Here is a 26,844-nt window from a genome sequence, read left to right on the forward strand (position 1 = left end):
CTCAGGGGCCGGTCTCATCCGCCGGACGGGATGCCTCCGGGCCGCAGAGAGCCCTTCAGCTTTCCTTCCGTGACGGCGAAGGTGCAGGTCACCGTCCGGTCACCCAGGCGCCAACTGCGTCGGCTCGGCATGTAGTAGTACGTTTCCGCACTGTCCGGCACGGCCGGCGCGTCCGCCGCGTAGGCATTGTTGATCTCCGTGCAGCGCTTCTCGGCCAGCGGTTCGACAGCCGCCTCGCCGGGCCAGGCGTCGGACTTCTCGAGCTTGAAGGCCCCGGTGACCTCGGCGTCGTGCTCCTTGGCGCAGTCGACGACCCTGACGGACGCGGTCTCCCGCTCCAGCTCGTCGCCGGGGACATTGAAGCAGTCGCCCTTGTGCAGGTCGAGCGTGCTGCGCGAGCGCGACGCCTCGTCCATGCCCTTGCGGAAGCCGTCCCAGGCATCGCCGATCCCGCCGGTGGCGAATGCGACGAGCACCAGGAGCGTGCTGATCGAGGAGAGCACGATGCCCGCGACCGCCATGCCCTTGCCGCGCTGGCCCTTCCTCTTGATCTGCGAGAGGGCTATCAGTCCGAGCACCAGGCCGAGCGGGGGCAGACAGCACACGATGCCGAGTACGAGAGAGGCGACGGACAGGCCGTTCACGGACGGTCTGCGGGCGTACTGCGGATACGGCTGCCAGCTCTGGGCGGATGGGTCCACGGGTACGGTGCTCCTCGTCGAAATCATACGAACAGGCGCGCGGATCATACGCGTAGCGCGACGGGGGACGGAATGCAGCCGGCAGCAGCCGCGGTGCGGGCGGTGAACCGCCTGACGGCACAGTGGACTTCCGCGGAGGAGCGGCCGGACGGCACGGTCTTCTCCGCGGCCGGGGTCCGGCCGCTGCTCGCGCTCCGCGCGGACCGCCCGGACAGCGCGGACCGCCCGGACGACGCGGACGACGCGGACAGCGCGGACGACGCGGACGACGCGGACGACGCGGACAGCGCGGCCCGCCGCGGACGACGCGGACAGCGCGGCCCGCCGCGAGCCGGAGGAGGCCGTGGGCCTCCCCGCGGCCGGAGCCGCCGGGGCGCCCGCGGGCCGCTGTCCGCACTCGTGCGATGCGGGGCGTGGACGCGACACTCGGCCTGTGGACGAAGAAGTCACTTCCGCTGCACGGGAAGTGGGCCGCCGGGCTGCGAACCGGGCGCGCATGCGCTGCTCTTTGGCGACGAGGACACCGACCGCGCGGCACTGGACGCCTGGGCCTCGGAGCGGACGGACGGGCAGATCGAAGCGATGCCGGTGGTCGTCGACGGCGGAACAGAGCTGGTGCCGACGAGTGCGCCGGGCGCTGCGTACGGAGTGGTTCCGGCCCTTCACCGAGGGCGTGATGTGTGCCGGGCCGGGGCCCTGGGCCGCTCGTCGGCCGAGCTCATGCGTACGGCTGCTCCGCCGACGGCGCGAGCACGGTGAAGGGGGCGGCCGCCGCGGCGACCGCCCCCTCCCGTTCACTCAGAGATCGGACCTGAGCGAGTTCAGAACTGCAGTGCCCAGGAGTCGATCTTGCCGACGTCCTGCGCCGCGTTGTCACTGACCCGCAGCTTCCAGGTGCCGCTCGCGACCTCCGACGACGCGTTCACCGTGTACGTGGTGATCACATTGTCCGCGCTGCCGCCGGTAAGGTACGCCTTCAGGTTGTAGACCGTCCCGTCCGGAGCGACCAGGTCGATCTTCAGGTCACCGATGTACGTGTGCTTGATGTCGACCGGCACGCTCAGGCTCGCCGGCGCGTTCCCGGTGACCCCGCTGACAGTGACCGGCGACTCGGTGGTGGCGTTGTCGCTGATCGGGTAGTCCGCGGTGTTCTCGAACTTCTTGCCGGGCGGCGGGGTGTCGCCGGTGCCGACGTACAGCAGGCGGTTCGGCGAACCGGTGCCCGGGCTGCCGACGACGCCGCTCGTGGCGGCGGAGGTCAGGGCCGCGGAGACCTGGGCCGGGGTCGCCGTCCTGTTGGCCGCCAGGTAGAGCGCTGCCGCACCCGTGACGTGCGGCGTCGCCATCGACGTACCGGAGATGGTGTTCGTCGCGGAGTCGCTCGTGTTCCAGGCCGAGGTGATCGACGAGCCCGGCGCGAAGATGTCCAGCGCGGTGCCGTAGTTGGAGAAGCTGGAGCGGGCGTCGGTGCTGGTCGTGGAGCCGACGGTGATGGCCTCGGCCACGCGTGCGGGCGAGTAGTTCGAGGCGTTCGCTCCGTCGTTGCCCGCCGCGACCGCGTAGGTGACGCCGGAGGCGATGGAGTTGCGCACCGCGGTGTCGAGCGCGGTGTCGATGCCGCCGCCCAGGCTCATATTGGCGACGGCCGGCTTGCTGGCGTTCTGCGTCACCCAGTCGATGCCGGCGACGACCTGCGCGGTCGTGCCCGAGCCTGAGTTGTCGAGCACACGGACGCCGACGACCTTGGCCTTCTTGGCCACGCCGTAGGAGGATCCGGCGACGTTGGCGGCGACATGCGTGCCGTGGCCGTTGCCGTCCTGCGCGGTGTTGTCGTTGTCGATGGCGTCATAGCCGTACGACGCCCGGCCGCCGAAGTCGCTGTGGGTGATCCGTACACCGGTGTCGATGATGTACGCCGTCACGCCCTCGCCCGCGGTGTCCGGGTAGGTGTAACTCTGGTTCAGCGGCAGGGCCTTCTGATCGATCCGGTCCAGGCCCCAGGACGGCGGGTTCGGCTGGGTGCCCGTTGCCCTGAAGATGCGGTTCTGCACAACGGACTCGACAGCCGGGTCCGCGGCGAACTTCTTGGCCTGCGCCTCGGAGAGCTCGACGGCGTAGCCGTTCAGCGCGGCGTCGTACGTCTTCTTGATCTTCGCGCCGTATTCCTGCGCAAGGGCCTTGCCCGCCTTCGAGCCCGCGTCGGGCGCGGACTCGTCGAGCGTCACGATGTAGCTGCCCGCGATGGCTCCGGGTGCGCCGGCGTTCTGGATCACGCCTTCCGGAGCCGCCTCGACCGCGATGGCCGGGAGAGCGGACGCCGTGCCGAGCGCGAGCGCGGCGACGGCCATGGCGCTTGCCGCGGCGAGTCTTCGCCGCGAGTTACGCATCACAGACATGTGAGGGGTCCTCCTCATTGGTGGTGCGCTGCTGTGGGGGTTTCGACAGGGGCATGACAACGAATCGCAGCTGAATCCGCGGTGTCGTCGTCTCGCCTGCCGAGCGAAAGATTGGCGGATCCATAGGAATCCCACAAGAGTTCGGAGCGCGACGTAACACATGCGCCACACAACTGCCATGCTGGCGCACCATGACCTCGTATCACTGCCCCGACTGCGGCGCCGGCTCCCCCGTCGAGACGGCGCTCTGGTGCTGCCCCGACTGCCGCGGCCCATGGGACCTGGATTTCACCGCCGCGCCGGTGGACCTCAACTCTCTCCCGGGCCGGGTCAATTCACTGTGGAGGTACGAGGAGGCGCTGCCGCTCCCCACGCCCGCCGCCACCTCGCTCGGCGAGGGCCGCACCCCGCTCGTCCCGCTCACCACGACCGTCTCCGCCAAACTCGACTTCCTCATGCCGACGCTCTCCTTCAAGGACCGAGGCGCGGTGATGCTGGCGGAGCTCGCCCGCGGGCTCTCCCCCCGGCGGGTGATCGCCGACAGCAGCGGTAACGCGGGCACGGCGGTCGCCGCGTACTGCGCACGGGCCGGTCTCGACTGCACGGTGTACGTCCCCGAGGCCACCTCCGCCAAGAAGGTGGAGCAGATCCGGGCGCACGGCGCGCACCTCGAACTCGTCCCCGGCGACCGCGAAGCCACCGCCACGGCCGCCCGCGCCGCCGCGGACACGCCCGGCACCTTCTACGCGAGCCACGTCTACAACCCGTACTTCCTGCACGGCACAAAGACCTACGTGTACGAGCTGTGGGAGGAGCTGGGCGGCCGGCTCCCCGAGGCGATCGTCGTCCCCGTCGGCAACGGCACACTCCTCCTCGGCGCGTCCATCGCCCTCTCCGAACTCCACACTCACGGCCTGATCTCCGAGCGCCCCGCCCTGATCGCGGTCCAGGCCGAGGCCGTCTCCCCGCTGGCCGCGGCCTTCCACGCCGGCGCCGAGGAACTCCTCGACGAGAGCGTGGAGTCCGGGCCCACGCTCGCCGAAGGCATCGCCATCCCGCGTCCGCCGCGCGCCCGCCAGATCCTGCGGGCCGTACGCGAATCCGGCGGCACCTTCCTCACGGTGACGGAGGATCAGATCCGGGCCGCACAGCTGGATCTGGCCGCCCGCGGTCTCTTCGTCGAATCGACCGGAGTGGCCTGCTGGGCCGCCGTGGGCGACTGGAGGGACCGCACCGCCGTGGTCCCGCTCTGCGGCGCGGGCCTCAAGACCGGACTCGCGCCGGGTCAGTCCGTCCAGTAGGTGTCGTGCTTGACGAAGAACTCCGTCCGGTCCTCCGGCGACCACTCGGTGGCGACTTCGGCGACCTTCTCGAAGTACTCCTCGCGCGGCGCGCCCGGCGTGAACAGCAGCAGCATCGACGCGAGGGCGTCCGAGTCATTGCGGAAGGCATGCAGCCCGCCCTGCGGAACGTAGAGGAAGTCGCCCGCCGTTCCGTCGATCCAGCTGTCGCCGTTGTAGAGCCGGACGGTCCCCTCGAGGATGAAGAACGACTCCGAGATCGACTTGTGGAAGTGCGTCTTCGGGCCGCCGGCCTTCGGGGCCATGTCCATCCGGTAGAGCCCGAACTCCCCGCCGGTCGACCGGGTGGTGGCCAGATAGTGCGTACGGCTCCCGCTCGCCGACCGCAGATTCGCGGGCGTGTCCGCCGGCCGGAACTCCGCGGTGATCTCGCCCCTGCCGTCCAGGTATTTCGGGTCCGGATACGACATGCCGCTCTCCTCGCTGTCAGCCGTTCACCCGGGCGTCCGGGCGTGTCCCGCGCCGCTCGGCCTGCGACGAGCCTGTCGCGCGAACCTCTTCCCGCGCCGCCGTTCAGTCGGCGGTGAGGGCTCCGCGGCCGGCCGGGGAGTGCGCGCCCTTTCGTGCCGACTCGCCGCAGTGCGCGCAGATGACCACGGGATCGAGGGTCTCGCCGCACGAGTGCTGCCAGGTCACCGGCGGATCCTCGGGGTTGAGGTGCCGGTCGCCCCACTTCATGAGCGTGAGGAGTACGTCGCCGAGCTCCTGGCCGGCGGGGGTGAGGTGGTACTCGTACCGCGGCGGGTGTGCGCTGTACTGCTCGCGCCGGACGGCGCCCGCCGCCTCCAGCTTGCGCAGCCGGGCCGTGAGAATGTCACGGGACGCCCCGGTGTTGCGGACGATCTGGTCGAAGCGGCGGACGCCATGGCTGAGTTCGCGTACGGCGAGCAGCGTCCAGCGCTCGCCGACCAGGTCGAGCGCGTCGGCAATGGAGCACTCTCGGGGATGGATGCTCTTCGACATGCGGCTCATCCTAAAACGCTAAGTTGCGTATTCAAACGTTCCGGACGAGAGCGCGGCCGGCGCCGCCATCGCTGTCAGAGACGCTCGATGATCGTGGCGTTGGCCAGCCCTCCCGCCTCGCACATCGTCTGAAGCCCGTACCGCCCGCCGCGGTCTTCCAGGTTGTGCAGCAGGGTCGTCATGATGCGCGCCCCGCTGCCGCCCAGCGGATGCCCGATGGAGATCGCTCCGCCGCGCACATTGAGCCTGTCGGACTCGACGCCGGTCTCCCGCTGCCAGGCGAGCACCACCGACGCGAACGCCTCGTTCACCTCGTAGAGATCGATGTCGTCCGTGGTCAGGCCGGCCCTGGCCAGTACCTTCTCGGTGGCCGGCATGATCGCCGTGAGCATCAGCAGCGGATCGTCCCCGACAACGGCGAACGAGTGGAACCGCGCGCGTGGCCGCAGCCCGAGCCGCTCCGCGACATCGGCACCCATGATCAGCAGTGCCGCCGCGCCGTCGTTGACCGGCGAGCTGTTGCCCGCCGTGACGCGCCAGCCGATCTCCGGGAACCGCTCTTCCACGGCCGGGTCGTAGTACGCGGCCCTGAGCCCTGCGAGCGCCTCTGCCGACGTGCCGGGCCGTACGTTCTCGTCGCGCTGCCCGGTCCAGGCGACCTCCCGGTCGAACTCCCCGCGCTCCCAGGCGCCCGCGGCACGCCGGTGCGACTCCAGCGCGAAGGCGTCCAGCTCCTCCCGCGAGATCTTCCAGCGCGCCGCGATCAGCTCCGCGCTGATCCCCTGGCCGACCAGCCCCTGCGGATACCGCTCGCCGAGCCGCAGCCCGAACGGGTCGCTGCCCGGCAGCACATTGGACCCCATCGGCACCCGTGACATCGACTCGACGCCGCAGGCGATCGCGATGTCGTAGGCCCCGCTGATCACACCCTGGGCCGCGATATGCGCGGCCTGCTGGGACGAGCCGCACTGCCGGTCCACGGTCATGCCCGGCACGCTCTCGGGGAAGCCGGCGGCCAGCACCGCGTGGCGGGTGATGTTGAGCGACTGGTCCCCGACCTGGGTCACGCAGCCGCCGATGACGTCGTCGACGAGCCCCGGATCGATCCCGGCCCGCTCGACGAGCGACGCGAGTGTGCGCGCCAGCAGGTCCACGGGGCGCTCGTCGTGCAGCGCTCCTCCCGGCTTGCCCTTGCCGATCGGTGTACGAACCGCCTCGACGATCACCGCATCCCGCACCACGGCAGCCTCCCCGGCTCTCGTATCTGTGTGACGTCCCAGTCGGTTTGAAATCAAAACCGACTGTACTCAACACTGCCGCGCCCGGAGAGGGTTGTCAAATCCAACTAACTATTTTCTTCGTCACCGTACGGCTGTTCAACGGTTGCGCAGAACCCCCGCCGTACTGCCCGTCCGCTCACGCAGCAGGATCCGCAGGGTGTTCGCGTGCTCGTAGCCGACCTTGCGGGCGATGGAGTCCAGGGACATGTCCGTCGTCCGCAGCAGGTGCGAGGCCTGTTCGACCCGCAGGTCCTGGACGAAGCGCACGGGGGACGTGCCGAGTACGCGGCGTACGGTCCGCTGGAGCGTGCGTTCACTCACCCCCACCGCACGCGCCGCCGCGCTGACGCTGATCGGCTCCTCGAGATGAAGCCTGGCCCAGTGCTCGAAGGCGGCGACGACCGGATCGCTCTGGGCGAGCGCGCTCGGGATGGTGTACGCCGACTGGGACGGCCGCTCGTCGACGACCAGATAGCGGGCGACAAGATCGGCCAGGGCCGGGCTGCTCATCCGGACAACCGCCAGCGCGAGGTCGACGTGCCCGAAGGCCGCACCCGCCGTCGTCACGCCGTCCGACGCGGTGACCATCCGGGTCTCGTCGACGGTGACCGCCGGATAGCGCTTGCGGAAGACCGGCGCCAGCCACCAACTGGTGGTCGCCTTCCTCCCGTCGAGCACCCCCGCCTCGGCCAACAGAAAAGTGCCCGTACAGGCCGAGGCGACGGGTGTGCCGACCCCCCGCGCCTCAGCCACGAGACTCCGTACCGCCGCCGAGGCGGGTCCCGAGACATGGGCGAGAAGCGCCTCGGGCCGCCGCTCGGCGAGGGCAGGCACGATCAGCAGATCCGCACGCTCGGCCCCGGCCGCCGGCTCGGTGGTGACGACGTGGCCCGCACCGGTGCGGACCCGGCGGCGGAAGCCGACGGTCCGCACCCGCCAGGCGGGCGGCGGCTGCGGAAGCTCGTCCCGCATCGCGTTGGCCCCTTCGAGTACATCGAGGATCGCCGAGAGCCCTGAGTCGAATACGCCGTCGTACGCCAGCACTGCCACATCCATGGCGGAAACGGTATCGCACTAGTCGTTTGCGCCACTGGGAGAGCACTGGTCGCGGCCATAGGTTTGCGGACGTCCCACTGATCGGGACGCCGACGACGACGTACGGAGTGACACACGATGAACATCGGACTGCTGGCCAGGATCGAAGCCGAGCCGGAGTACGCCGACAAGGTCGAGGCCCTGTTGCGCGAGGCGCTGCAGCTCGCCCGCGAGGAGGAGCACACCGTCACCTGGTTCGCGTTCCGGGAGAGCGCCACGGTCTTCGGTGTCTTCGACACGTTCGAGAACGAGGAGGGCAGGACCGGTCATCTCCAGGGCCGGATCGCCGCGGCGCTGATGGAGGCGGCGGAGACGATGCTGAGCTCGGCCCCGGACATCCGCCCGGTGGACCTGCTGGCGGTCAAGCTCCCCTGACCGCGACCTGCCGCGGGCCGCGCACCGCGACCCGCGGCTCCGCTCTCTCAACCTCGCCGAGGAGACCCACCATGACCGAGCTCACCGGCCCGCCGTCCGCGGGCGCCACCGCCGCGCTCCGCTCACGCACCCACACCTGGGCCCGCCCGACAAGCTACGCCGACGCCGGCAGCCACTCCGGCCTCGAAGTGCTCCGGCGCAGCCTCGAAGGCGAATACCCGCAAGCGCCGATCTGCGGGACTCTCGGATTCCGCCTCGTGGAGGCGGACGACGGCCGCGCCGTCTTCGAGGGCGAGCCCGGGGAGCACCTGCTCAACCCGATGGGAAGCGTCCACGGCGGGTTCCTGGCCACACTGCTGGACTCGGCTCTCGGCAGCGCGGTCATGACGACGCTGCCGCCCGGCCGCGCGTACACCACCATCCAGCTCGGGGTGAATCTCGTGCGCCCGGTGTTCGCCGACACGCAGACCCTGCGCTGTGAAGGCACCGTCATCCACGCCGGCCGTACGACGGCGACCGCCGAGGCACGGGTGGTCGGCGCCACCGACGCCAAGCTGTACGCGCACGCCACCACGACCTGCGCGGTCTTCACCTGGCGGGACGCGGCCTGAGGCCGGAGGATCCAGGACATGAAGCGGACAACCGTCGTCAATCTCAAGGGCCATCGCGACGACCCCGACTATGCGGGCGTCGTATACGTCGGCCGCGCCATGCACCGCGGCGGCTGGCACCTCGACGGCTCCCCCCTGGCGAGCCCCTTCCGCCCCGGCCCCGACGGCACCCGCCAGGAGGTCGTCGACAAGTACCGCATCCACCTGCTGTCCCGCCCGGACCTCCTCGCGCTGCTCCCCGCCCTGCGCGGCCGCAGACTCGGCTGCTGGTGCGCACCGGAGCGCTGCCACGCCGAGGTCATCGCGGAACTGGCGGACGAGGCCCGCTGACCACTCGGGCACCGGTCAGGACCCGGTCAGGCACGGGCGCAATGTCCCGAAGCCGGGGCGGCAGACGTTGGCGCCGGCGGCGAGGCCAAGTCCCCCGGTCTCCGAGTCTCCTCCGGGATCACTTGAGGCTCGCCCCGGCCGTTCCCGGGTAAGTTCTGCGTACGCCGACGTGGCCGGGGCGAGTGAGGATCCGCGTCGATATTCGGGGGGAGATCGATGGACTTCATGTTCCATGCCGTGCCGGGACTGATCGCAGCCGTGGCGGCGTTCCTGGGGGTGAAGACGATTCGCCGCTCGCTGGAGCTGCGCAGGGCATGGACCAGCGGCCTGACCGCCGAGGCCCGCTGCCTGCGGACCTTCACAACGACCGGCGTAGCCGGCAACAACGGTCCCGTGCGGACGACGCTGCACCACGTCTACGAGTTCACCGCGCGCGACGGCCGCGCTGTGCGGTTCGAGGAGGCAAACGGGCCCAGCACCACCGTGGACGGGGACATCGTCGTTGTTCACTACTCAGCAGGCAGTCCCGAGCGGGCCACTGCCCAGCCGCCGAACCCCGTCAGGAACGCAGCGGGCACCGTACTGACACTGGCCTTCCTCGGCCTGATCGTCGCGTTCTGCGTACTCTTCATGACCAGCTATCAGACGGCGTTCGGTCCGGATACGGACCCGTTCTCGATGACGCCGTGACGACCGACGGGCAAGAGATTCCCGGCACCGGTCGGCCGGAACCGGCGACAGGAAGCGTTCCGCGGACCGCTGCGGACAGCAGAGCGGCCCGACCCGCTTCCTCGCAGGTCGGGCCGCTCTGGACACTCACACGTTGAAGCGGAACTCCACCACGTCGCCGTCCTGCATCACGTAGTCCTTGCCCTCCATACGCGCCTTGCCCTTCGCGCGGGCCTCCGCCACCGAGCCCGTCTCGACCAGGTCCCCGAACGAGATGACCTCGGCCTTGATGAAGCCCTTCTGGAAGTCGGTGTGGATCACGCCGGCCGCCTCGGGAGCCGTCGCGCCCTTCTTGATCGTCCAGGCGCGGGTCTCCTTGGGGCCCGCCGTCAGATACGTCTGCAGACCGAGCGTGTCGAAGCCGACGCGGCCCAGCACCGCCAGACCCGGCTCCTCCTGCCCCATCGACTGGAGGAGCTCCAGCGCTTCGTCGTCGTCGAGCTCGATCAGCTCGGACTCGATCTTGGCGTTGAGGAAGATCGCTTCGGCCGGGGCTACCAGCGCGCGCTGCTCGTTCTTGAAGTCCTCGTCGACCAGCTCGTCCTCGTCCACGTTGAAGACATAGAGGAACGGCTTCGTGGTGAGGAGGTGCAGCTCGTGCAGGAGGCGGCCCTTCTCCGTGCCCGCCGTGATGCCCGCGGCGAAGAGCGTGGTGCCCGCCTCGAGGAGCTTCTGCGCCTCCTCGACCGCCGCCAGGACCGCGACCTTCTCCTTCTGGAGGCGGGACTCCTTCGTCAGACGCGGCAGCGCCTTCTCGACGGACTGCAGGTCGGCGAGGATCAGCTCGGTGTTGATCGTCTCGATGTCGTCCTTCGGCGAGACCTTGCCGTCGACGTGCACGACGTTCTCGTCCTTGAAGGCGCGGATGACCTGGCAGATCGCGTCGGACTCACGGATGTTCGCCAGGAACTTGTTGCCCAGGCCCTCGCCCTCGCTCGCGCCGCGCACGATGCCGGCGATGTCGACGAAGTCGACCGTGGCCGGGAGGATCCGCTGCGAGCGGAAGATCTCGGCCAGCTTGGCGAGGCGGGTGTCCGGGACACCGACGACGCCGACGTTCGGCTCGATCGTGGCGAACGGGTAGTTGGCCGCCAGCACGTCGTTCTTGGTCAGGGCGTTGAACAGGGTCGATTTGCCGACATTCGGCAGACCGACGATTCCGATCGTGAGCGACACGTTGGCGACTTCCTGGAGTAAGGACTGGCAGATGGCCGTACGGCCCGGAGGTGGGCCGATCCCCCAGTTTACGGGCGGGTCAAGCCGGGCAGCGACGGCAGCCGGGAGTCGAACTCAACGCCAAGGTCGGCCAAAGCGCGTGTCCCGTGCCTGATTCCTCCCACATCGCGACCTACGTTGTTCGGGTGGAGCAGCACAGGACAGGTCACTCTCAGCGCCGACAGCGCCCGCAGGCCCCTCTTACCCCGCAAGCCCCTCTCTCCCCCCAGGGCGCGCTCGCCGAGGGCGCCCCCGCCGTGTACCGGGTGCCGGCCAGGCCCGTACGGTCCGTGCCTCCCGTGGTGCTAGCGCTGCGCAGACTGCCCAATCCCCGGCTGACGGGCCTCGGCGGCGGGCTGTTCGGCGCCGCGACGATGTTCGCGCTCGGCTGTCTGGACTGGCTGCTCTTCGACGGCTCCGCCGTGGTGTTCGGGCTGCTCTTCCTGCCCGTCAGCGCGCTGACCGCGCTCTGGGTGCGGGAGGCCGACCTGGTCACCGCGCCGATCAGCGTGCCGATCGCCTTCGCGGTCGGGGTCGTGCCGATCTCCGGCGGGCCCGCGGGTTTCGGTGGGCAGACGATGGCCCTGGTCACCGCGCTGGCGGTGCACGCCGGCTGGCTCTACGGCGGCACGCTGGTCGCCGGGCTCATCACCTGCGTACGGAAGGTACGGATGATGGGGCGCCGTCAGCGGCACGCGCGGCCCGGTGGCGGCCCGGTCCGGCGCGGCTGAGTCGCGAGCACGGGGCGATTGCTGCGCGGCTGAGCACGGGGTGCGTGCGGTGCCCTCGCCCGCACACCGGCCGCGGCCTCTGTGCGAGGTGCGCGCGACCCCCGCCCGTACCGGCCGAGGACCGCCCGCCGCGCTCGCCGCCCCTACCTGTCCGCCGCCGCCATCGCCGCGCCCACGATCCCCGCGTTGTTCTGCAGTTCCGCCGGGACGATCTCCGCCCTGATGCCCTCGATCAGCGGCACGAACTTGTCCGCCTTACGGCTCACGCCGCCGCCGATGATGTAGAGCTCCGGTGAGAACAGCATCTCCACATGGGCGAGATACTTCTGCACCCGGTGCGCCCAGTGCTGCCAGCTGAGGCCCACGTCCTCCTTGACCTTTGTGGAGGCGTGCTTCTCGGCCTCGTGGCCGTGCAGCTCGAGGTGGCCCAGTTCGGTGTTCGGGACCAGCCGGCCGTCGATGAAGACCGCGCTGCCGATGCCTGTACCGAAGGTCAGCAGTATCACCGTGCCCTTGCGGCCACGGCCCGCCCCGAATGTCATCTCCGCGACGCCCGCCGCGTCCGCGTCGTTCAGGATCGTCACCGGCAGGCCACCGAGGCGCTCGCCGAGCAGCTTCGACGCGTCCACGTCGACCCAGCCCTTGTCCACATTGGCGGCGGTACGGGTGACGCCGCTCGTGACGACGCCGGGGAAGGTGATGCCTACCGGGCCCGACCAGCCGAAATTCCCGACCACCTCGGCTACGCCGTCCGCCACGGCCTCGGGCGTCGACGGGTGTGGGGTCAGGACTTTGTGGCGCTCCTGCGCCAGGTCTCCGCGCTCAAGGTCCACTGGTGCGCCCTTGATGCCGGAACCGCCGATGTCCACTCCGAACACGTTCATGGACACAACGTTACGGGCAGCCGCTGACAGCCACTTCCCGGACTGCCGAGCGAGCCGCGGCCCTGACTACTTTCCCGACAGCTCTGCCGCCTCCGCGCGCAGATCGCGGCGGAGCTCCTTCGGCAGCGAGAAGGTGATGGACTCCTCGGCCGCCTTGACGATCTCGACATCCTCGAAACCGCGCTGCGACAGCCACTCCAGTACGCCCTCGACCAGGACCTCGGGCACCGAGGCACCGGAGGTGACGCCGACCGTCGAGACGCCGTCCAGCCAGGCCTCTTCGATCTCCGAGGCGTAGTCCACCAGATGGGCGTCGCGCGCACCCGCGCCCAGGGCCACCTCGACCAGCCGGACGGAGTTCGAGGAGTTCTTGGAGCCGACGACGATGACCAGGTCCGCCTCGGCGCCCATCTGCTTGACCGCGATCTGGCGGTTCTGCGTGGCGTAGCAGATGTCGTCGCTCGGCGGGGAGATCAGCTGCGGGAACTTCGTCTTGAGCGCGTCGACCGTCTCCATCGTCTCGTCGACCGAGAGCGTGGTCTGGGAGAGCCAGACGACCTTCGACTCGTCCCGTACGGAGACGTTCGCGACGTCCTCGGGACCGTCCACGAGCGTGATGTGTTCGGGGGCCTCGCCGGACGTACCGATGACTTCCTCGTGACCGTCGTGGCCGATCAGCAGGATGTCGTAGTCCTCGTCGGCGAACCGGACGGCTTCCTTGTGGACCTTGGTCACCAGCGGGCAGGTCGCGTCGATGGTCGCGAGCTTGCGCTCGGCGGCCTCCTCGTGGACGACCGGGGCCACGCCGTGCGCCGAGAACATGACGATCGATCCCTCGGGGACCTCCGCCGTCTCGTCGACGAAGATCGCGCCCTTCTTCTCCAGGGTCTGTACGACGTACTTGTTGTGGACGATCTCGTGGCGGACGTAGATCGGCGACCCGTACTGCTCCAGGGCCTTCTCCACGGCGATCACGGCACGGTCCACGCCCGCGCAGTAGCCACGGGGAGCGGCGAGCAGGACGCGTCGGGCAGGAGTCGTAGCAGTCATGCCCCCCATCGTAAGGCCGCGTCGTGGAGCCAGGAGATCACCCTCAGGGGGAAGACTGGGGCGGGACGTGAGCGACGGAGGACGCGATGGCGGCAGCTGGAGGGTCCGGGACGGGGGGCGGCAGCGACGGCGAGCTTCGTCGGACGCTCGGATTCCGTGATCTCGTCGTCTACGGTCTGCTCTTCATCGCGCCCATGGCGCCGGTAGGTGTGTTCGGCACGCTCGACGCGAAGTCGCACGGGGCCGTGGCGCTCGTCTATGTCGTCGCGACGATCGCCATGGCGTTCACCGCCTTCAGTTACGCGCAGATGGTGCGGGTCGCGCCGCAGGCGGGCTCGGTCTACACGTACGCGCGCAAGGGACTGGGCGACGCGCCGGGGTTCATCGCCGGGTGGATGGCGATGCTCGACTATCTACTGATCCCGGCCGTCGCCTATCTCTTCTCCGGGATCGCGATGGAGGCGCTGGTTCCGGAAGTGGACCGGTGGATCTGGACCGGGATCGCCGTGGTGGTCACCACGCTGCTCAATCTGTGGGGCGTACGGGCCGCGGCCCGGGTCGGCTTCGCGGTGCTGGCGATGGAGATCGTGGTGCTGCTGGTGTTCATGGTCTCGGCCGTCGTGGTGCTCGGGCGGGACGGGGCGCAGCGCGGCTGGCTGTCCCCGCTGACCGGTGACGCGGGCTTCTCGTTGACGGCGGTGTTCAGCGCGGTGTCGGTGGCGGTGCTGTCGTATCTCGGCTTCGACGCGATCACCTCGTTCGCGGAGGAGGCCACGGGCGGTTCGCGGAAGGTGGCCAGGGCAGTGCTCTTCTGTCTGGCGCTGGCGGGTGTCCTGTTCGTGGCGCAGACGTATCTGGTGGCGCTGCTCGAGCCGCTGTCGTCGGCGGCGCTGGCGGCCGAGCCGGCCAGGCAGGGGGCGGCCTTCTACGACGCGGTGGACGCCTCCGTCGGGGGCTGGCTGCACGACCTGGTCGCGGTGAGCAAGGCGATCGGGGCGGCGTTCGCGGCGCTGGCCGGGCAGGCGGCGGCCGGCCGGCTGCTCTTCGCGATGGCGCGGGACCGTCGGCTGCCGCGCGCGCTCGCCCGTACGGATTCGGGTGTGCCGCGGCTTGCGCTGCTGCTGGCCGCGGCCGTGACGATGGTGGCGGCGCTGTGGGCGGCGCGGCGTGCCGACGGTCTGGATCATCTGGTGTCGGTGGTGGACATCGGCGCCTTGACCGCCTTCACGCTGCTGCACGCCTCGGTGGTCGGCTGGTTCGTGGTGAAGCGGAGTGAGGGCACCCCCGACTGGCTGCGGCATCTGGTGATGCCGACGCTGGGCGCGGCGGTGACGATCGCGGTGATCGAGGAGGCGGCCGGGACGGCGCAGGTGGTGGGTGTGCTGTGGCTGGGGGTTGGGCTGACCGTGCTCGCGGTGCAGTGGGAGCGGCACGGTTCGTCGGCGTAGCCCGCGGCGCGGTGGGAACGGCACGGTTCGCCGGCGTAGCCCGCGGCGCGGTGGGAACGGCACGGTTCGTCGGCGTAGCCCGCGGCGCGGTGGGAACGGCACGGTTCGCCGGCGCAGCCCGCGCTCGGCCGCGTTGTCGTACGCGGCCGATACGCTCGCCCGTATGGCTCTCAACACGTCCGCGGAAGCGCCGCTGCCGGTCGGCGAGGTGTCACGGCTCATCGGAGGGTGGATCGACCGGCTCGGGACGGTCTGGGTGGAGGGACAGATCACCCAGCTGTCGCGGCGGCCGGGCGCCGGCGTCGTCTTCATGACGCTGCGCGACCCGTCGTACGACATCTCGGTGGGTGTCACCTGCTTCCGGCAGGTCTTCGACGCGGTCGCGGATGTGGTGGCGGAGGGCGCGCGGGTCGTGGTGCTCGCCAAGCCGGAGTGGTACGCGCCGCGGGGGCAGCTGTCGCTGCGGGCCGTGGAGATAAGGCCCGTGGGCATCGGTGAACTGCTCGCCCGGCTCGAGCAGTTGAAGCGGACGCTGGGCGCGGAGGGGCTGTTCGCCGCCGACCGTAAGAAGGCACTGCCGTTCCTGCCGCACCGGGTGGGGCTGGTGTGCGGGCGGGCGTCCGCCGCCGAACGGGACGTCCTGGAGAACGCCCGGCGGCGGTGGCCTGCTGTCCGCTTCGAGGTGCGCAATGTCGCGGTGCAGGGCGTGCACGCGGTGACCCAGGTCGTCCAGGCGGTCAAGGAGTTGGACACGCTCCCGGACGTGGACGTGATCATCGTGGCGCGCGGCGGCGGCAGTGTGGAGGATCTGCTGCCGTTCTCGGACGAGCAGCTGGTGCGTGCGGTGTTCGAGTGCCGTACGCCGGTGGTGTCGGCGATCGGGCACGAGCCGGACGCACCGCTGCTCGACCTGGTGGCGGATCTGCGGGCTTCGACGCCGACGGACGCGGCGAAGAAGGTCGTCCCTGACGTCGGCGAGGAGCTGGACCGGGTGCGGCAGCTGCGGGACCGTGCGCTGCGCACCGTCCGTGGGCTGCTGGACCGGGAGGAGCGGGGTCTGGCCCATGCGCTGGCCCGGCCGTCGATGGAGCACCCGCACCGGATGGTGGACGAGCGCGAGGCGGAGGCCGACGCGCTGATCGCCCGCAGTCGGCGGGTGCTGGGGCATCTGCTGGACCGGGCGGACTCGGAGCTGGCGCACACCCGGGCGCGGGTGGTCTCGCTGTCGCCGGCGGCGACGCTGGAGCGGGGGTACGCGGTGCTGCAGCAGGCGGACGGATCGGTGGTCCGCTCGCCGGAGGAGGTCGCGGCGGGCGACGAGCTGCGGGCGCGGGTCTCGGAGGGCGAGTTCGCGGTGCGGGTCGCCGAGTGAGCGCGGCCGGAGCCTCGTGAACAGGGTGAACGTCGTTGTCGTACCTCACACATAGGGTGGAACGCATGGCTGCCAAGACGGACGAGGCCGCGCTCGGTTACGAGGAGGCGCGGGACGAGCTGATCGAGGTCGTACGCCGCCTGGAGGCGGGCGGCACGACGCTCGAGGAGTCGCTGGCTCTCTGGGAGCGCGGGGAGGAGCTGGCGAAGGTCTGTCGCCACTGGCTTGAGGGCGCCCGCGCGCGGCTCGACGCGGCGCTCTCCGAGGGCAAGGGCGAGGGCGGGAGTACGGGCGAGGGCAAGGACACGGCTGCCGGGGCCGACGAAGACTGAGCGGGCCGGGGGCGCTCCCGGGTGTGAGGCGGGTCACTCTGGGCATGTAGTTGAAATTTAATCCACCTGGGTGCGGTTGGAGCCGTCGTAAAGATCCTCCGCACGCCCCCGGAAGGTACGTCAGAATGACCCTCGCCCTTGACTCCGCCGCCCAGGACCTCCTCTTCCGTGAGGCCCGTACCGCCAACACGTTCACCGAAGAGCCGGTGACCGAGGAGCAGGTCCAGGCGATCTACGACCTGGTCAAGTTCGGCCCGACCGCCTTCAACCAGAGCCCGCTGCGCGTCGTCCTGGTCCGCTCCGACGAGGCCCGTGAACGCCTGGTCGAGCACATGGCCGAGGGCAACCGGCCGAAGACCGCCACCGCCCCGCTGGTCGCGATCCTCGCCGCCGACAACGAGTTCCACGAGGAGCTCCCGGCCCTGTTCCCGCACTTCCCGCAGGCCAAGGACATGTTCTTCGCCGAGCGCCCGGCCCGTGAGCAGGCCGCCGCCTTCAACGCCGCCCTGCAGGCCGCTTACTTCATCGTCGGCGTCCGCGCCGCCGGCCTGGCGGCGGGCCCGATGACCGGCTTCGACTTCGCCGGCGTCCAGAAGGAGTTCCTGGACGGCGACCACACCCCGCTGATGATCGTCAACATCGGCAAGCCCGGCGACGACGCCTCGTTCCCGCGCTCGCCGCGGCTGTCCTACGACGAGGTCGTCACCACCGTCTGATCCCGCACAAGCAGAAGGCCGCCGCACCCGCTCCGGGTGCGGCGGCCTTTTCGTTCAACGGGAGGGGACGAGAGGGGACGGGATGCGACGGGAGGGGACGGGATCAGGACTTCTTCGTCTCCAGCGCGGCGGCCAGTTCCGCCAGCCGCTCCGGTGACGCCGTGCCCGTGATCACCGTTGTCGAGCCCTTGTCCTCGCGCACCAGCGCGTCGTACTTCGGGCCCTCCCAGAGCTGCCAGGCCACACCGCCCACCTGCTGTGTCCTCCCGGTCTCCCGAGCCTGCTGGCTGACCTTCGCGATGTACTTGCCGGCCGGCGCGGTGGACTGCTCGACCGCGACGTACTCGCCGTCCGGGTCCCGGAAGCCGAGGTGCCAGGCGTCCGCATCGGCGCGCTCGTACGAGACCGACGTCGGCTTCCACTCCTTCGCCAGACCCTCCGGTGCCACCACCGGGTACGGCGCCGCGCGCCGTGCTGTCAGCAGCTCCACCCGGTAGTCGACCCTCTTGACCGGGTCCGCCTTGTCGTCGTGCGGAATGAACATGTAGATCACTGCGACGACGGCGCCGATCACCGCCATCGACAGCACCATGTCCCGCACCGTCTGTCTGCCTCGCATACCTGCCACGCCCCCATGGTCGCATTATGGAGGTGTGCTCAAACGTGGCCCCCTCTGCTCAATTTGTCGACGTACCGATAGAGTCGCATCACCCTCTTTTCCGGCCGTCGTCGTACAGAAAGGTGCGCTCCGATGACCGAGCATCATCTGCCGTCCCCGCTCGAGGTCTCTCCCGAAGCTCCCGACCGCAACCTGGCCCTGGAGCTCGTCCGGGTCACCGAAGCCGCCGCCATGGCCGCGGGCCGGTGGGTCGGCCGCGGCGACAAGATCGGCGCGGACGGAGCGGCCGTCAAGGCCATGCGGACCCTTGTCTCCACCGTCTCGATGAACGGCGTCGTCGTCATCGGCGAGGGCGAGAAGGACGAAGCCCCGATGCTGTTCAACGGCGAGCGGGTCGGCGACGGGACCGGCGCCGAGGTCGACATCGCCGTGGACCCGATCGACGGCACCACGCTCAACGCCAAGGGCATGCCGAACGCCATCGCCGTGCTCGCCGCCGCCGACCGCGGCACCATGTTCGACCCGTCCGCGGTCTTCTACATGGACAAGCTGGTCACCGGCCCCGAGGCCGCGGACTTCGTGGACATCAACGCCCCCGTCTCGGTCAACATCCGCCGGGTCGCCAAGGCCAAGCACTCCTCGCCCGAGGACGTCACGGTCGTCATCCTGGACCGCCCGCGCCACGAGGGCATCGTCAAGGAGATCCGCGAGACCGGCGCACGGATCAAGTTCATCTCGGACGGCGATGTCGCGGGCTCGGTCATGGCCGTACGCGAAGGCACGGGCGTCGACATGCTCATGGGCATCGGCGGCACGCCCGAGGGCATCATCTCCGCCTGCGCGATCAAGTGCCTCGGCGGCACGATCCAGGGCAAGCTCTGGCCGAAGGACGACGCCGAGCGGCAGCGCGCGCTCGACGCAGGGCACGACCTGGACCGGGTGCTGCACACGAACGACCTGGTCAGCGGGGACAACGTGTTCTTCGTCGCCACCGGCATCACGGACGGCGAACTGCTGCGTGGAGTGCGCTACCGCGCGGAGACCGCGACCACCCAGTCGCTGGTGATGCGTTCCAAGTCCGGCACGATCCGCCAGATCGACTCGACCCACCGGCTGTCGAAGCTGCGCGCCTACAGCGCCATCGACTTCGACCGCGCCAAGTAGGACGGGCCGAGCCGGACAGGCAGGAGCAGCGGGTACGGGAAGGGGCGCCCCCGAATGTGGGGGGCGCCCCTTCCCGTCCCTGCCCGGCGCTCAGGCGGCCGCCGACTTCTTGAGCTCCACCTCGCGCCGCCTGCGCCGGGCCAGCACCACGCGGCGCTCGGCCGCGGTCAGCCCGCCCCACACGCCGTACGGCTCGGGCTGGAGCAGCGCGTGCTCCCGGCATTCGACCATCACAGGACAGCGGGCGCAGACCCGCTTCGCGGCCTCCTCGCGCGACAGCCGTGCGGCCGTCGGTTCCTTGGACGGGGCGAAGAACAGTCCGGCCTCGTCCCGGCGGCACACCGCCTCCGCGTGCCAGGGTCCGGCCTGATCTTCCCGAGCGGGAATTCGCTGGGGCGGAACGGCGGCGACCTGCAAGGACTGATGCGGCAGTTGCAGCACGGTCTACTCCTGACGACGGCTTCGCGAGCGAGAGACGATGCAGCACTCCCTACCCGCTGTGCGCACTCCTATTCACTGAGTGGCACTGAGTTCCGGGGCGCGGAATTGCGGGCGGGCGCTCGCGGCCGGAAAGTGCTCCGGAGCGGAGCCGTCAGCCGAGGTGTTTGCGCAGGCGGTCATGGAGATCGGCGATGAGCCGGCCCCGTTTGGGTTTGGCCTCGACATTGCCGAAAACCGCGTACCCGTTCACGACGACCACCGGGGCCTCGGGATCGGCGGCCTCCAGGGTGCGGACCTCGAAGTTGCCGAAGAACCCGGTGCCGCTGCCGCGCAGCGAGATGTTCTCGGGGACCCGCACTTCGACACTGCCGAAGATGGAGGTGGCGTTGATGACGGTCAGCCGCTGCTCGAAGAGCGCCTCGGTGAGGTCGATCTCGACACTGCCGAAGAGCGAGAAGGCATTGGTGCGGCGGCCGACGCGCCAACGGCCCTTGCGGGTGGAGCTGGAGAAGACGGCGATGAGATTCTCGGCGGGGCCGACGGGCTCCTCGGGCCCGTACCCGTACGACATGGCGTCGCTACGGCTGCCGTTGCGGGCCACGGGCAAGTCCCGGACCAGTGGCTCCAGTTCACCGACGGTCTTGGCGCGGTAGACGGCGTCGATCCGCTCGGAGTGCTCCTCGGCGTCCAGGCGGCCCTCGGCCAGGGCGTCCCTGAGGATGTCGGCGATCCGGTCGCGATCGGCATCGGAAGCGCGGATGGCGTCGTTGGGCTCCGCCGGGGCGACCGGCTTCTGGGGGTGCTTTTCGAGGTCCACGGATCCAGCGTAGCGAAACGCGATAGATCGCGACTAGGGGTACGGGGGCGGGGCGCGGCGCCGGGCATTGCGGCTCGGTCCCGGACCCGCACCCCAGGAATCGGCCGGTCCGGATGCCGGCCCGTCCGGCGATTCCGGCCCGCCCGGCCCGCCCGGCGATCAAGGACACGCCCGGAGGGCGTCCGGGCCGCGAGGGCACGGGTGAGCCCTACCTCACAGACCGCGCCGCCTCGCCGCGTTCTACGCTGAAGGGCGCGCTGCCAATGGACGTCAGCGCCGCTGTCTGCCGAGTGAGGAATGGCCGTAATGCCAGAGTTTCAGTACTCCGATCTGCTCCCGCTGGGAGAGGACACCACGCCGTACCGGCTGGTGACCTCCGAGGGTGTCTCCACCTTCGAGGCCGACGGGCGTACGTTCCTCAAGGTCGAGCCGGAGGCGCTGCGGACCCTCGCCGCCGAGGCCATGCACGACATCTCGCACTACCTGCGGCCCGCGCACCTCGCGCAGCTGCGCCGTATCGTCGACGACCCGGAGGCCTCCTCCAACGACAAGTTCGTCGCGCTGGACCTGCTGAAGAACGCCAACATCGCGGCCGCCGGCGTACTCCCCATGTGCCAGGACACCGGCACGGCGATCGTCATGGGCAAGCGCGGCCAGAACGTCCTGACGCGGGGCGGCGACGAGGAAGCCCTCTCGCACGGCATCTACGACGCCTACACCAAACTCAACCTGCGCTACTCGCAGATGGCTCCGCTCACCATGTGGGAGGAGAAGAACACCGGCTCCAACCTCCCCGCCCAGATTGAGCTGTACGCGACCGACGGCGGCGCGTACAAGTTCCTCTTCATGGCGAAGGGCGGCGGCTCCGCCAACAAGTCCTTCCTCTACCAGGAGACCAAGGCGGTCCTGAACGAGGCCTCCATGATGAAGTTCCTGGAGGAGAAGATCCGCTCGCTCGGTACGGCCGCCTGCCCGCCGTACCACCTCGCCGTCGTCGTCGGCGGCACGTCCGCCGAGTTCGCACTGAAGACCGCGAAGTACGCCTCCGCGCACTACCTCGACGAGCTGCCCGCCGAGGGCTCGCCCACCGGCCACGGCTTCCGGGACAAGGAACTGGAGGAGAAGGTCTTCGAGCTCACCCAGAAGATCGGCATCGGCGCGCAGTTCGGCGGCAAGTACTTCTGCCACGACGTCCGTGTCGTCCGCCTGCCGCGCCACGGTGCCTCGCTCCCCGTGGCCATCGCCGTCTCCTGCTCGGCCGACCGCCAGGCCACCGCGAAGATCACCGCCGAGGGCGTGTTCCTGGAGCAGCTGGAAACGGACCCGGCGCGCTTCCTGCCGGACACCACCGACGAGCACCTCGACGAGGCCGGGGACGTCGTGAAGATCGACCTGAACCGGCCGATGGACGACGTGCTCGCGGAGCTCACCAAGTACCCGGTAAAGACCCGGCTGTCCCTCACCGGCCCACTGGTCGTGGCGCGCGACATCGCGCACGCCAAGATCAAGGAGCGCCTGGACGCGGGCGAGGAGATGCCGCAGTACCTGAAGGACCACCCGGTCTACTACGCCGGTCCGGCCAAGACCCCCGAGGGCTACGCCTCCGGCTCGTTCGGCCCGACGACGGCCGGCCGTATGGACAGCTACGTCGAGCAGTTCCAGGCGGCGGGCGGCTCCAGGGTCATGCTCGCCAAGGGCAACCGGAGCAAGCAGGTCACCGACGCGTGCGGTGCGCACGGCGGCTTCTACCTGGGCTCGATCGGCGGCCCCGCGGCCCGGCTCGCCCAGGACTGCATCAAGAAGGTGGAGGTCGTCGAGTACGAGGAGCTCGGCATGGAGGCGGTGTGGCGGATCGAGGTGGAGGACTTCCCGGCGTTCATCGTGGTGGACGACAAGGGCAACGACTTCTTCACGGAGCCGGCACCCGCGCCGACGTTCACCTCGATTCCGGTACGGGGTCCGGGGCTGGCGTAACGCCTGCGGCGAGGCTCCCGGCCGGGGCTCCGGCCCCGGCCCAGGCCCCGGAGGCCCTGCGGGCGTGTCCTCGATCGCCGGACGGGCTGAAGTTCAGCCCCTCCGGCGACTGAGGAGCGGGGTCCTTGCGGAGCCCCGGCGGAAGGCCTACGCGAAACGCTGATTCGCCGCGCCGCTGCACGCCTGGAGCCGCACCGCGTCCTTCGCCGACGCCAGTGTCACGCAGAGCCCCGTCGCCGCCGCCGGCCGCACCGTGCCCGCATCACGCACGAACTGCTGGTTCGCCGCGCCCGAGCAGTTCCAGACGATCAGCGCCGCGCCCGCCGCATACCTCCCGCCCGGCACGTCGAGGCAGCGGTCCTGCGTCAGCTCCGTGTGCAGCGACCTGCGCGCCGAGTCGTACCACCACCCCTGGTTACGGCCGCCGTGACAGTCCCAGCCCAGGACTCCTGTGCCATTGCGGCTGACAGCGGCTTTGACGTCCACGCACGAGCCCGTCGCCTCGTTCTTCAGCGGCCGGTACGCCTCGTCCCAGGCGCCCGCGTACAGCTGAGGCTTCCCGCTGGAGGCCGAATCCGCGCAACTGGCCTCCCGCAGGCCGGAGTTGTACAGCTGGGTGAGGCAGGAGGCGAAGGCCGCATGGCCGCGCACATTGGGGTGGAAGGACTGACGGACCGAATTGGAGTCCGGCGGGAAGGGGTTGGAGAGATCGATGTACAGCCCGCGCGCCCAGGTGTCCTCCATGCAGACCTCATGGCCGTGGAAAAGCCGGGAATTGTCGAGATAGACCGCCCCGGTGGACTGCGCGACCCTGCGCATACCGCGCTCGAAGGCGGGGACGGCGGTGTTCCGGCCCCATACGGTGTCGGAGTCGTAGCCCATACCGCCGCAGATCAGCTTGCCGGGGAAGCCCGGATTGTCGCGGAAGTCCGGGCCGATGGGGCTCGGGTAGCCCATCACGACCAGCTTGTAGTCGGCGTCGGCGTATCCGGCGTCGCTCATCACGGTGCGCAGGTCCCTTACGGTCTGCTCGACCTTGGGGACCAGGCCGTCGACGCGGCCCTGCCAGCCCGCCGCGTACTTCGGCTCGCACGGCCCCTGGAACAGCACATAGCGCGTGACGCAGTCGGTCATCACCGGGCCGAAGTGCAGATCGTCATTGGCGCCGGCCACCAACAGCACCATCTCGATCCGGGTGTTGCGTGCCTTGATGGCGAGATTGTCGCTCTGGACCAGTTCGTCGGCGTACTGCTTCGAGCCGCCGATCCGGATGTTCCCGGTGTCCGCGCCGGAGCAGGCGACGTTGTACGTGAGGTCAGCGGCGATGCCCGTACGGTGGATGGCGGCATCGGGCGAGCGGTGGCACCAGTTGTCGGGGCCGTTCGTTCCTGGTTCGTAGGTGCCGACGCCCTCACCGGAGATCTCGCTGTCACCGAGCGAGATCAGGCCGGTCCTGCGGTCGGCGAGCGGGCGTTCGGCGGGGCTGCCGTAGAGCTTGACGGCCTCGGCCGCGCGGATGGACTCCAGTTCGGGCGGGAGCGGTACGGATGCTGCGGTACGGATCGCGTCGGGCCGAGCGGCCCGGGCAGTGGTGGCCGTGGCGGCCATTGCCCCAAGTGCTGCCGCCAGTGCGGTGGCGGCCGCGACCGTACAGCGAAGTCTGTGCCTGGTGCGCCTCATTGCGCCTCCCCGGTTTGCTGTTGGTCCGGGTATTTACTTGCGGGTAGCGCAGTTGGGAATAGCCAGAACAAGACAAGTGCTCATCTTTTCGAGAGTTCCGAGGAGGCATGGCAGTGATGGACGACGCGAGCGAGTACCGGATCGAGCACGACTCCATGGGTGAGGTGCGGGTACCGGCGCACGCCAAGTGGCGCGCCCAGACCCAGCGGGCCGTGGAGAACTTCCCCGTGTCCGGACAGCGGCTGGAACGGGCCCATATCGAGGCCCTGGCCCGGATCAAGGCGGCCGCGGCCCGTGTGAACGCCGAACTGGGCGTGCTCGAGACGGACATCGCGGAGGCCGTCGCCGACGCGGCCGCGGAGGTGGCCGACGGCCGCTGGGACGAGCACTTCCCGGTGGACGTCTTCCAGACCGGCTCCGGCACCTCGTCGAACATGAACATCAACGAGGTACTCGCCACGCTCGCCACCGACCGTCTCGGACGCGATGTACACCCCAACGACCATGTGAACGCGTCCCAGTCGTCCAACGACGTCTTCCCCTCCTCCATCCACATCGCGGCGACGGCGGCCGTGACGGGCGATCTGATCCCGGCGCTGGAGCATCTGGCGGCCTCGCTGGAGCGCAAGGCGGCCGAGTTCTCACTGGTCGTCAAGTCCGGCCGTACGCATCTGATGGACGCCACCCCCGTCACGCTGGGCCAGGAGTTCAGCGGCTACGCGGCGCAGATCCGGTACGGCGTGGAACGGCTCACCGCTTCGCTGCCCCGCCTCGCCGAACTTCCGCTCGGCGGTACGGCGGTGGGCACCGGCATCAACACCCCGCCCGGCTTCTCCGCCGCGGTCATCGCCGAGGTCGCCCGCGCGACCGGGCTGCCGCTGACCGAGGCCCGCAACCACTTCGAGGCGCAGGGCGCGCGCGACGGGCTGGTCGAGACGAGCGGCCAGCTGCGTACGATCGCGGTCTCGCTCACCAAGATCTCCAACGACCTGCGCTGGATGGCGTCGGGCCCGCGCACCGGCCTCGCCGAGATCAGCCTTCCCGACCTCCAGCCCGGCTCCTCGATCATGCCCGGCAAGGTCAACCCGGTGATCGCGGAGGCCGTGCTGATGGTGGCGGCCCAGGTGATGGGCAACGACGCCACGGTAGCGGCGGCCGGCGCCGCCGGGAACTTCGAGCTGAACGTCATGATGCCCGTGATGGCCAGGAATCTGCTGGAGTCGATCCGGCTTCTCGCCCATGCCTCGCGGCTGCTGGCCGACCGTACCGTCGACGGCATCACGGCGAACGTCGAGCGGGCCCGTGAGTACGCGGAGTCCTCGCCGGCCATCGTCACGCCACTGAACAAGTACATCGGGTACGAAGAGGCGGCGAAGGTCGCCAAGAAGTCACTGGCGGAGCGGAAGACGATCCGCGAGGTCGTCCTCGAGTCCGGCTATGTGGAGCGTGGAGCGCTGACCCTCGAGCAGCTGGACGAGGCGCTCGACGTGCTCCGTCTGACCCGTCCGTGAGCCGGTGGCCGTGACCTGCGTCGCAGCGGGGCCCCGGCCGTACTCCTAGGATCTGCGCATGACAGGTACGGAACGCATCGCACGCTGGACGCCCGGGGACCACATCCTCTGGCGCTATCGCGGTCATGCCCCGGATCCGTCGGGTGGAAGCGTCCATATCTGCCGGCCCGTGACAGTCGTGGAGGACACGGACGAGCTGCTCGCGGTCTGGATGGCGCCGGGCACGGAGTGCGTGAAGCCGGTACTCGCGGACGGCACCCCGGTGCACCAGGAGCCGCTCGCCACCCGCTACACCGCACCGCGCACCACCGCCCGCGCCCGCTGGTTCGGCACGGGCGTACTGAAGCTGGCGCGACCCGGTGAGCCGTGGTCGGTCTGGCTGTTCTGGGAGCGCGGCTGGCGGTTCAAGAACTGGTATGTGAACCTCGAGGAGCCCCATGCCCGTTGGGCGGGCGGCGTCGACTCCGAGGACCACTTCCTGGACATCGCCGTCCACCCGGACCGCAGCTGGCACTGGCTGGACGAGGACGAGTTCGCCGAGGCCCAGCGGGTCGGCCTGATGAACGCGGAGAAGGCACAGGGCGTACGGGAGGCGGGGCAGGCGGCCGTCGAGGCGATCAGGGCCTGGAAGGCGCCGTTCTGCGCGGGCTGGGAGGACTGGCGGCCGGACCCGGCGTGGCGGGTGCCGCGGCTTCCGGCGGACTGGGGACGTACGGCAGTGCAGGTGACGTCATGAGTCCGACGTCGTGAGTCCGTGCGCGGGCGTCGGCGAAGTGACTGATTCCGGTACGGGAACACCCACCGGCTCATACGACCTCGTGAGACTCTTGATGTGCCCCCAGGGGGCAAACGTAGGATCGTCGTCCGCAAGGCTGCGCCGTTTGAGCAACTATTGAGCGCAGCGCACGGCCTGACCGTAAGTCATCACGAGTCATTTCAAGGGGGTGGAGCTGTGCCGGATGCCCGCCATCCTGTCGGCGCCGCCCGTAGAGCGGGTATACCGCCTCACGAGGCGATTGCATCGCACAACCGGCCCGGACGGACGGAAT

At 70.0% G+C, this 26,844-nt stretch carries 28 protein-coding genes; 15 read left to right on the forward strand and 13 right to left on the reverse strand.

The annotated features are described in order from the left end of the window. Positions 1-14: 14 nt before the first annotated feature. The gene (locus tag ACWDZ6_RS10745; protein ID WP_451502570.1) at positions 15-701 is read right to left on the reverse strand and encodes a DUF4190 domain-containing protein; all 687 of its coding nucleotides are present in this window, start codon (positions 699-701) and stop codon (positions 15-17) included. Between the two features lie 72 nt (positions 702-773). Here ACWDZ6_RS10745 and ACWDZ6_RS10750 point away from each other — a divergent pair, with 72 nt between their 5' ends. Then, positions 774-1,460: a hypothetical protein gene (locus tag ACWDZ6_RS10750; protein ID WP_451502571.1), complete on the forward strand. Its 687-nt coding sequence runs from the start codon at positions 774-776 to the stop codon at positions 1,458-1,460. Between the two features lie 62 nt (positions 1,461-1,522). On the opposite strand, the gene ACWDZ6_RS10755 is transcribed toward ACWDZ6_RS10750, so the two are convergent. Next, on the reverse strand, positions 1,523-3,097 hold the full coding sequence (locus ACWDZ6_RS10755) for a S8 family peptidase (protein ID WP_451502572.1): 1,575 nt from the start codon (positions 3,095-3,097) through the stop codon (positions 1,523-1,525). 191 nt (positions 3,098-3,288) lie between these two features. On the opposite strand from ACWDZ6_RS10755, the gene ACWDZ6_RS10760 reads away from it, so the two are divergent. Next, positions 3,289-4,398: a pyridoxal-phosphate dependent enzyme gene (locus ACWDZ6_RS10760; RefSeq protein ID WP_451502573.1), complete on the forward strand. Its 1,110-nt coding sequence runs from the start codon at positions 3,289-3,291 to the stop codon at positions 4,396-4,398. Here ACWDZ6_RS10760 and ACWDZ6_RS10765 read toward each other — a convergent pair. The 4 genes from ACWDZ6_RS10765 to ACWDZ6_RS10780 all read right to left on the reverse strand — a co-directional run bounded on the left by ACWDZ6_RS10765 (position 4,383) and on the right by ACWDZ6_RS10780 (position 7,757). Further along, entirely contained in the window at positions 4,383-4,868 is a 486-nt protein-coding gene (locus ACWDZ6_RS10765; protein ID WP_451502574.1) for a cupin domain-containing protein, read from the reverse strand. The genes ACWDZ6_RS10760 and ACWDZ6_RS10765 overlap by 16 nt on opposite strands. 103 nt (positions 4,869-4,971) lie before the next feature. Beyond that, on the reverse strand, positions 4,972-5,421 hold the full coding sequence (locus tag ACWDZ6_RS10770) for a winged helix-turn-helix transcriptional regulator (protein WP_451502575.1): 450 nt from the start codon (positions 5,419-5,421) through the stop codon (positions 4,972-4,974). 74 nt (positions 5,422-5,495) lie between these two features. After that, positions 5,496-6,659: a thiolase family protein gene (locus ACWDZ6_RS10775; protein ID WP_451502689.1), complete on the reverse strand. Its 1,164-nt coding sequence runs from the start codon at positions 6,657-6,659 to the stop codon at positions 5,496-5,498. Between the two features lie 138 nt (positions 6,660-6,797). Beyond that, complete coding sequence (locus ACWDZ6_RS10780) at positions 6,798-7,757, reverse strand: GlxA family transcriptional regulator (protein ID WP_451502576.1); 960 nt, start codon at positions 7,755-7,757, stop codon at positions 6,798-6,800. Positions 7,758-7,874: 117 nt separating this feature from the next. Here ACWDZ6_RS10780 and ACWDZ6_RS10785 point away from each other — a divergent pair, with 117 nt between their 5' ends. From ACWDZ6_RS10785 to ACWDZ6_RS10800, 4 genes are all read left to right on the forward strand, one after another. Then, on the forward strand, positions 7,875-8,171 hold the full coding sequence (locus tag ACWDZ6_RS10785) for a putative quinol monooxygenase (protein ID WP_366732868.1): 297 nt from the start codon (positions 7,875-7,877) through the stop codon (positions 8,169-8,171). Between the two features lie 71 nt (positions 8,172-8,242). Further along, on the forward strand, positions 8,243-8,782 hold the full coding sequence (locus ACWDZ6_RS10790; RefSeq protein WP_451502577.1) for a PaaI family thioesterase: 540 nt from the start codon (positions 8,243-8,245) through the stop codon (positions 8,780-8,782). Positions 8,783-8,800: 18 nt separating this feature from the next. After that, entirely contained in the window at positions 8,801-9,112 is a 312-nt protein-coding gene (locus tag ACWDZ6_RS10795) for a DUF4326 domain-containing protein (RefSeq protein ID WP_451502578.1), read from the forward strand. A gap of 216 nt (positions 9,113-9,328) precedes the next feature. Next, positions 9,329-9,802: a hypothetical protein gene (locus ACWDZ6_RS10800; RefSeq protein WP_451502579.1), complete on the forward strand. Its 474-nt coding sequence runs from the start codon at positions 9,329-9,331 to the stop codon at positions 9,800-9,802. A gap of 126 nt (positions 9,803-9,928) precedes the next feature. Here ACWDZ6_RS10800 and ychF read toward each other — a convergent pair whose 3' ends face one another. Beyond that, entirely contained in the window at positions 9,929-11,017 is a 1,089-nt protein-coding gene (ychF, locus tag ACWDZ6_RS10805) for a redox-regulated ATPase YchF (protein ID WP_366732872.1), read from the reverse strand. 185 nt (positions 11,018-11,202) lie between these two features. On the opposite strand from ychF, the gene ACWDZ6_RS10810 reads away from it, so the two are divergent. Beyond that, the gene (locus ACWDZ6_RS10810; protein WP_451502580.1) at positions 11,203-11,787 is read left to right on the forward strand and encodes a DUF6542 domain-containing protein; all 585 of its coding nucleotides are present in this window, start codon (positions 11,203-11,205) and stop codon (positions 11,785-11,787) included. Positions 11,788-11,930: 143 nt separating this feature from the next. Here the strand turns inward: ACWDZ6_RS10810 and ppgK are convergent, their stop codons facing one another. Then, positions 11,931-12,671: a polyphosphate--glucose phosphotransferase gene (gene ppgK / locus ACWDZ6_RS10815; RefSeq protein WP_366732873.1), complete on the reverse strand. Its 741-nt coding sequence runs from the start codon at positions 12,669-12,671 to the stop codon at positions 11,931-11,933. Between the two features lie 66 nt (positions 12,672-12,737). After that, entirely contained in the window at positions 12,738-13,730 is a 993-nt protein-coding gene (locus ACWDZ6_RS10820; RefSeq protein WP_366732874.1) for a 4-hydroxy-3-methylbut-2-enyl diphosphate reductase, read from the reverse strand. Positions 13,731-13,807: 77 nt separating this feature from the next. On the opposite strand from ACWDZ6_RS10820, the gene ACWDZ6_RS10825 reads away from it, so the two are divergent. The 4 genes from ACWDZ6_RS10825 (at position 13,808) to ACWDZ6_RS10840 (ending at position 17,589) form a co-directional block, all read left to right on the forward strand. Then, positions 13,808-15,169, forward strand: coding sequence for an APC family permease (locus ACWDZ6_RS10825; protein WP_451502581.1), 1,362 nt, complete (start codon positions 13,808-13,810; stop codon positions 15,167-15,169). A 163-nt stretch (positions 15,170-15,332) separates the two neighbouring features. Continuing rightward, positions 15,333-16,541 carry an exodeoxyribonuclease VII large subunit gene (xseA, locus tag ACWDZ6_RS10830; protein ID WP_451502582.1) on the forward strand — a complete coding sequence of 403 codons (1,209 nt, stop codon included), beginning with the start codon at positions 15,333-15,335 and terminating at the stop codon, positions 16,539-16,541. A 65-nt stretch (positions 16,542-16,606) separates the two neighbouring features. Next, positions 16,607-16,873 (forward strand): exodeoxyribonuclease VII small subunit, encoded by a 267-nt coding sequence (locus ACWDZ6_RS10835; RefSeq protein WP_451502583.1) that lies wholly within the window; start codon positions 16,607-16,609, stop codon positions 16,871-16,873. A gap of 125 nt (positions 16,874-16,998) precedes the next feature. Beyond that, positions 16,999-17,589, forward strand: a complete 591-nt coding sequence (locus tag ACWDZ6_RS10840; RefSeq protein WP_451502584.1) for a malonic semialdehyde reductase — start codon at positions 16,999-17,001, stop codon at positions 17,587-17,589. A gap of 103 nt (positions 17,590-17,692) precedes the next feature. Here the strand turns inward: ACWDZ6_RS10840 and ACWDZ6_RS10845 are convergent, their stop codons facing one another. Beyond that, positions 17,693-18,208 carry a DUF4245 domain-containing protein gene (locus ACWDZ6_RS10845; protein WP_451502690.1) on the reverse strand — a complete coding sequence of 172 codons (516 nt, stop codon included), beginning with the start codon at positions 18,206-18,208 and terminating at the stop codon, positions 17,693-17,695. Positions 18,209-18,340: 132 nt separating this feature from the next. On the opposite strand from ACWDZ6_RS10845, the gene glpX reads away from it, so the two are divergent. Further along, positions 18,341-19,372 carry a class II fructose-bisphosphatase gene (gene glpX / locus ACWDZ6_RS10850; protein WP_326652321.1) on the forward strand — a complete coding sequence of 344 codons (1,032 nt, stop codon included), beginning with the start codon at positions 18,341-18,343 and terminating at the stop codon, positions 19,370-19,372. 90 nt (positions 19,373-19,462) lie between these two features. Here the strand turns inward: glpX and ACWDZ6_RS10855 are convergent, their stop codons facing one another. Further along, the gene (locus ACWDZ6_RS10855; protein ID WP_326652320.1) at positions 19,463-19,813 is read right to left on the reverse strand and encodes a WhiB family transcriptional regulator; all 351 of its coding nucleotides are present in this window, start codon (positions 19,811-19,813) and stop codon (positions 19,463-19,465) included. A 151-nt stretch (positions 19,814-19,964) separates the two neighbouring features. Beyond that, positions 19,965-20,630 (reverse strand): DUF1707 SHOCT-like domain-containing protein, encoded by a 666-nt coding sequence (locus tag ACWDZ6_RS10860; protein ID WP_451502585.1) that lies wholly within the window; start codon positions 20,628-20,630, stop codon positions 19,965-19,967. Between the two features lie 297 nt (positions 20,631-20,927). On the opposite strand from ACWDZ6_RS10860, the gene ACWDZ6_RS10865 reads away from it, so the two are divergent. Beyond that, complete coding sequence (locus ACWDZ6_RS10865) at positions 20,928-22,604, forward strand: fumarate hydratase (protein WP_451502586.1); 1,677 nt, start codon at positions 20,928-20,930, stop codon at positions 22,602-22,604. Positions 22,605-22,751: 147 nt separating this feature from the next. Here the strand turns inward: ACWDZ6_RS10865 and ACWDZ6_RS10870 are convergent, their stop codons facing one another. Next, complete coding sequence (locus ACWDZ6_RS10870; RefSeq protein WP_451502587.1) at positions 22,752-24,284, reverse strand: ricin-type beta-trefoil lectin domain protein; 1,533 nt, start codon at positions 24,282-24,284, stop codon at positions 22,752-22,754. Positions 24,285-24,391: 107 nt separating this feature from the next. Here ACWDZ6_RS10870 and ACWDZ6_RS10875 point away from each other — a divergent pair, with 107 nt between their 5' ends. Together ACWDZ6_RS10875 and fomD are read left to right on the forward strand one after the other, a co-directional pair. Continuing rightward, positions 24,392-25,795 carry a class II fumarate hydratase gene (locus ACWDZ6_RS10875; protein ID WP_451502588.1) on the forward strand — a complete coding sequence of 468 codons (1,404 nt, stop codon included), beginning with the start codon at positions 24,392-24,394 and terminating at the stop codon, positions 25,793-25,795. Between the two features lie 58 nt (positions 25,796-25,853). Next, entirely contained in the window at positions 25,854-26,531 is a 678-nt protein-coding gene (fomD, locus tag ACWDZ6_RS10880) for a cytidylyl-2-hydroxypropylphosphonate hydrolase (RefSeq protein ID WP_326652313.1), read from the forward strand. Positions 26,532-26,844: the final 313 nt, after the last annotated feature.

It is taken from the genome of Streptomyces sp. NPDC002926, from assembly GCF_053591755.1.

Bases quoted from the DNA above. Each gene is read 5' to 3' on its own strand.
- ACWDZ6_RS10750 (WP_451502571.1), top strand. From the start codon at position 774: ATGCAGCCGGCAGCAGCCGCGGTGCGGGCGGTGAACCGCCTGACGGCA.
- ACWDZ6_RS10755 (WP_451502572.1), bottom strand. From the start codon at position 3,097: ATGTCTGTGATGCGTAACTCGCGGCGAAGACTCGCCGCGGCAAGCGCC.
- ACWDZ6_RS10760 (WP_451502573.1), top strand. From the start codon at position 3,289: ATGACCTCGTATCACTGCCCCGACTGCGGCGCCGGCTCCCCCGTCGAG.
- ACWDZ6_RS10765 (WP_451502574.1), bottom strand. From the start codon at position 4,868: ATGTCGTATCCGGACCCGAAATACCTGGACGGCAGGGGCGAGATCACC.
- ACWDZ6_RS10770 (WP_451502575.1), bottom strand. From the start codon at position 5,421: ATGTCGAAGAGCATCCATCCCCGAGAGTGCTCCATTGCCGACGCGCTC.
- ACWDZ6_RS10780 (WP_451502576.1), bottom strand. From the start codon at position 7,757: ATGGATGTGGCAGTGCTGGCGTACGACGGCGTATTCGACTCAGGGCTC.
- ACWDZ6_RS10785 (WP_366732868.1), top strand. From the start codon at position 7,875: ATGAACATCGGACTGCTGGCCAGGATCGAAGCCGAGCCGGAGTACGCC.
- ACWDZ6_RS10790 (WP_451502577.1), top strand. From the start codon at position 8,243: ATGACCGAGCTCACCGGCCCGCCGTCCGCGGGCGCCACCGCCGCGCTC.
- ACWDZ6_RS10795 (WP_451502578.1), top strand. From the start codon at position 8,801: ATGAAGCGGACAACCGTCGTCAATCTCAAGGGCCATCGCGACGACCCC.
- ACWDZ6_RS10800 (WP_451502579.1), top strand. From the start codon at position 9,329: ATGGACTTCATGTTCCATGCCGTGCCGGGACTGATCGCAGCCGTGGCG.
- ppgK (WP_366732873.1), bottom strand. From the start codon at position 12,671: ATGAACGTGTTCGGAGTGGACATCGGCGGTTCCGGCATCAAGGGCGCA.
- ACWDZ6_RS10820 (WP_366732874.1), bottom strand. From the start codon at position 13,730: ATGGGGGGCATGACTGCTACGACTCCTGCCCGACGCGTCCTGCTCGCC.
- ACWDZ6_RS10825 (WP_451502581.1), top strand. From the start codon at position 13,808: ATGGCGGCAGCTGGAGGGTCCGGGACGGGGGGCGGCAGCGACGGCGAG.
- xseA (WP_451502582.1), top strand. From the start codon at position 15,333: ATGGCTCTCAACACGTCCGCGGAAGCGCCGCTGCCGGTCGGCGAGGTG.
- ACWDZ6_RS10835 (WP_451502583.1), top strand. From the start codon at position 16,607: ATGGCTGCCAAGACGGACGAGGCCGCGCTCGGTTACGAGGAGGCGCGG.
- ACWDZ6_RS10840 (WP_451502584.1), top strand. From the start codon at position 16,999: ATGACCCTCGCCCTTGACTCCGCCGCCCAGGACCTCCTCTTCCGTGAG.
- ACWDZ6_RS10845 (WP_451502690.1), bottom strand. From the start codon at position 18,208: ATGCGAGGCAGACAGACGGTGCGGGACATGGTGCTGTCGATGGCGGTG.
- glpX (WP_326652321.1), top strand. From the start codon at position 18,341: ATGACCGAGCATCATCTGCCGTCCCCGCTCGAGGTCTCTCCCGAAGCT.
- ACWDZ6_RS10865 (WP_451502586.1), top strand. From the start codon at position 20,928: ATGGCCGTAATGCCAGAGTTTCAGTACTCCGATCTGCTCCCGCTGGGA.
- ACWDZ6_RS10870 (WP_451502587.1), bottom strand. From the start codon at position 24,284: ATGAGGCGCACCAGGCACAGACTTCGCTGTACGGTCGCGGCCGCCACC.
- ACWDZ6_RS10875 (WP_451502588.1), top strand. From the start codon at position 24,392: ATGGCAGTGATGGACGACGCGAGCGAGTACCGGATCGAGCACGACTCC.
- fomD (WP_326652313.1), top strand. From the start codon at position 25,854: ATGACAGGTACGGAACGCATCGCACGCTGGACGCCCGGGGACCACATC.